Consider the following 3942-nt stretch of genomic DNA (forward strand, 5'->3'; position numbering starts at 1 on the left):
GTTATCAACGGGAGTTCGTCGACTCTCATTAACGTCTTCGACGATGTTTGTTGATCTTGCTTTGCGATCGTTGTTTCCCGGTTATCAGAGGGAGTGCAACAACGAGGGGAGCGGCGCTTGTGGCATACGGTCTGGCGGTGCGACCGCCTGGTGGGAGTCGGACGTGGACGGTGGTCGATGCGTCGTATCGGACCGTTGATCCGGTCGAGGAGTGGTTGGAGTCTCACCGGACTCTGTGGTCGCCGAATACGGTGCGCGGCTATGCGACGGCGTTGGCTCAGTGGTGGACGTTCCTGGAGCAGCGCGACGAGGTCGGGAAGTGGCGGGACGTCGGTGTCCCCGCGGTGACGGGGTTCCTGTCGTGGTTGCGCAACGGCCGGACGGTTGAACACAGCTTGGTCCCGCAGGAGCAGGTACCGGGAGCTTCGACGTTGGAGGCGCGGCTGGCGGCGTTGATGTCGTTCTATCGTTGGCAGGAAGCGGTTTTCGGTGTTCCGGTCGCGGGACGGTTGATGCGCGGGGCACCGCGGCGGATGCCGGCGCGGGGGTTGCTGGCGCATCTGGATGCTCGGGCGGCAGCGCGGCCGTCGTCGCTGGTGCGGGTGCGCCGCGGTCACCGCGGTACTGGTCGGCCACCTCTGTTGTTGCCTGGGCAGATCCAGGCGATCCTGAATGGATGCGCCGTGTTCGATTCGGCCACTGGTGAATGGGTCGGGAATCTGCGGGACCGGTTTCTGTTCGCGCTGCTGGCTGAGACTGGCATGCGGTTGGGTGAGGCTTTGGGTCTGCGGATCAGTGACTTCGTGATGGGTCGCGGCGGGACACCGTTCGTCGAGATCGTGCCGCGACACGACAACGCGAACGGGGCGCGGGTGAAGATGATGCGTCCGCGTCGGGTCTATGTCGGCGCGGACTTGGAGCGGTTGTTCGCCGACTACCTGACCCACATCGCCTGCCGAGCAACCGAGCTGGGCCTGCCGCTGAGGGTCGAGTCGCCGTTGCTGGTGAATCTTTTCCGGCCGCCGTTCCTGTCGTCGCTTCGGGAAGGGACGGTGCGGGACAAGACGAATGCGTTGCGGCGAAGGGGCATCGGTGCCGAGGGTTGGTCTCCGCACTGGTTCCGGCACAGCCATGCGACCGCGTTGTTGCTGGCGGGGACACCGGAGTGGGTGGTATCGCGGCGGCTCGGTCACGCTCATGTCCAAACGACTTTGGACCTTTACGGCTGGGTTCGCGAGGACGAGGCGTTGCGGGCGGCGGCGAACTGGCGATCATATGCGGCCGGCTGGCAGGTGACCGAATGAATGGGCAGCGGCCACCCTATCTGCGCCCGGCCGATGACAAAGACCCGATCTGGCAGCTCCTGCAGGAGTTGCCGCCGCAATGGCGCGGACCGATCATCGGACCCGCTATCGACAACTGGGAAAAGATCACCGAGAACGCCAAGGCTCGGATCAAGCTGCACGGCCTGCCGGAGACGATTGCTGCCGAGCTGGCCTGGATGGCGCACTGGCAGGCACTGGACGGCACCCGATCCTCCGTCCTGGCCACCAATCAGATGGCCAACATCCTCCGACGAGCGATCCGCGAACAGCATCCGTTCCCACCGTCGATCCGGGCGATGGACTGGGATCAGGCCGCGGCGTTGCAGCGATGGTTCTACGCGACCCGCTGGGGGCGGCTGCCGCCCCATGGCAGCATCGCCCGGCTGCGGGTGATGTTCCGGTTCGCTCGGCTGGCGTTGCTGGCGCGCTGTCATGACGGGCACTGGTGGGATCTCGACGAATGGCACCCGCGCTGCGATCCGCGGATTCCGTTGACCGGGCGGGAACCGCAGGCCAACTACGGCTGTTCACCCGGGCAGATCCGTCATCGCTGGCTGCGAGAGGCAGCGAAATGGCATTTGGGGACCGCACTCGAGGCCGGGACCTTACGGTGGTCGACGGTCAGCCAGGAACGAGTCAAATGCCTGACCAGGTTCGACCGTTGGCTGGGCACTGTCGACGACCCGCTGCAGGTCCTCGGCGACCCCGCCAACGCCGCCGCACAGGCGGCGGCGTTCCGGCGTTGGGATGCCGACCCCGCCAACCGGCTGCTGCGCAGCAACGACCGCCGATTCGCCGACAGACCGGTGCATCCACGTCAGATCAACGACGACCTGCGAGCGGTCGGTGAGCTGTTCGCGTTCGTCGCCGATAACCGCGGCGAAGCCCACCAGCTGCTCGGCGCAGAGCCGTGGTCACGGGTCACCGAGGCGCACGCCGCGAGTTGGTTCCGGCAGGTCGCCCGCGTCAAGCACACGCGCGAGTTCAACGACGACCATTACGTCGACGACCACGCCATGGGCCAGATCCTGGCGGCGTTGCCGCTGCTCGGCTTGCCCCGCGAACAGCAGATGCTCATTACCCGCGGCGATGGAACACAATTGCAGGCCAACGGCTTCGATGATCCACAAGCCATGCGGATGATCCTGATGCAGATCCTCACCGGACGGCGCGCCAGCGAAATCCGCACCTGCGCCTTCGACTGCCTGACCGCGCCTCCGGCGACCACAGTCACCGCGCCCGGCACTGAGAAGATCGCACGATTTCACTATGCGCAAACGAAGATCGATATCGCACCAGACACCATCTTGGTCGACCGGGAAGTCACCGAGGTCATCGGTGAGCAGCAACGCTGGGTCCGCGACAAATTCCCCGACCACGAGCCGCGGTTTCTGTTCGTCCAGCGCGTCGGCAACCGCACCGGCGGCAAACCCTATCCCCAAGGCACCTACACCTGGATGCTGCGTGAGTTCAGCGACCGGGTGCAGATCACCGACAGCCAAGGCCGCGTGATCAGGCTCAGCCACACTCACCGATTTCGCCACACCCGATTGACTCGGCTGGCCGAGCTCGGTCTGCCGATCCACGTCCTGCAACGCTACGCAGGCCATGCCACCCCGACGATGACCATGCACTACATCGCCGCCCGTGAACAGCACGCCGAACAAGCGTTCCTCGCGACAGTGAAACTGAAAGCCGACGGAACCCGGATCCAGTTCTCCCGTGACGACCACGACAGCATGCACCTGTTCGACCGAGCCGACCGATTCCTGCCCAACGGCTGGTGTCTACTGCCACCGCTCCAATCCTGCGACAAGGGCAACGCCTGCCTCACTTGCTCGGTGTTCGCCACCGACACCACCCACCGGACCGTCCTCGAACGCCAACTCGACGACACAACCACCCTGATCGACCGCACCACAACCGAATTCGAGATCCGACACGGCAGCCCCATGCCCGACGACAACGTCTGGCTCACACACCGCCGCGCCGAGAAAGAGGCACTGACCAAGCTGCTGGAAGCACTGCCGACCGATCCCGGCCGCGCCATCCAAGGCGGTGGCACTCACGCCACCACGACCGGCCCGATCCCACTCACCCTCATCCCCATCACACGGAGGACACGACCCTGACCACCACACATGCAGACCGCACAGCCGCCTTGGTCGCCGCCGCCAAGTCCAAATCCACCCGCAAGACCGCCGATGCCGAGCAGGCCATCCGGCGTCTGCTCAAACGCGGCGAACGCGTCACCTTCCAAGCCGTCCAGCGCGAGGCCGGCGTCTCCCACGCCTTCCTCTACAACCATGCCGAACTGCGGCCCCGCATCGAACGGCTGCGCGCCACCGCCCGACCGGTCGACGCCGCCACCGCACCGGATTCGGATAACACCCTCATCCACACACTCAGCCAGCAGATCATTGAGCTGAAGAAACAGCACCGCACCGAAGTCCGAGCCCTGCGAGACGCCCTCGAACAGGCCCACGGCGAGAACCTCGACCTGCGCCGCCAACTCACCCGCCAAGGGACCGCCACCAACCACATTGCATCAATCGCAGAAACGTCATGACCAGCGCAAACGAAAGGCTTCTCAGCTCAAACCGACGATAACGGCTGG

General features: G+C 65.2%; 3 protein-coding genes. All 3 read left to right on the forward strand.

Features of this window, described 5'->3' with window-relative positions; genetic code table 11:
* Window positions 1–119: 119 nt before the first annotated feature.
* Genes QM841_RS42740 through QM841_RS42750 form a run of 3 tightly spaced genes read left to right on the forward strand, consistent with a single transcriptional unit; the run spans window position 120 to window position 3894 of the window.
* Window positions 120–1304, forward strand: a complete 1185-nt coding sequence (locus QM841_RS42740) for a tyrosine-type recombinase/integrase (RefSeq protein ID WP_005574097.1) — start codon at window positions 120–122, stop codon at window positions 1302–1304.
* Window positions 1301–3457 carry a tyrosine-type recombinase/integrase gene (locus tag QM841_RS42745; RefSeq protein ID WP_283336774.1) on the forward strand — a complete coding sequence of 719 codons (2157 nt, stop codon included), beginning with the start codon at window positions 1301–1303 and terminating at the stop codon, window positions 3455–3457. Before QM841_RS42740 ends, QM841_RS42745 begins: the two co-directional genes overlap by 4 nt.
* Before the next feature lie 29 nt (window positions 3458–3486).
* Complete coding sequence (locus QM841_RS42750; RefSeq protein WP_249344095.1) at window positions 3487–3894, forward strand: DUF6262 family protein; 408 nt, start codon at window positions 3487–3489, stop codon at window positions 3892–3894.
* Window positions 3895–3942 lie beyond the last annotated feature (48 nt).

The sequence above is a fragment of the Rhodococcus sp. IEGM 1307 genome, assembly GCF_030056915.1.
GTDB classification, from domain to species: Bacteria; Actinomycetota; Actinomycetes; order Mycobacteriales; family Mycobacteriaceae; genus Rhodococcus_F; species Rhodococcus_F opacus_D.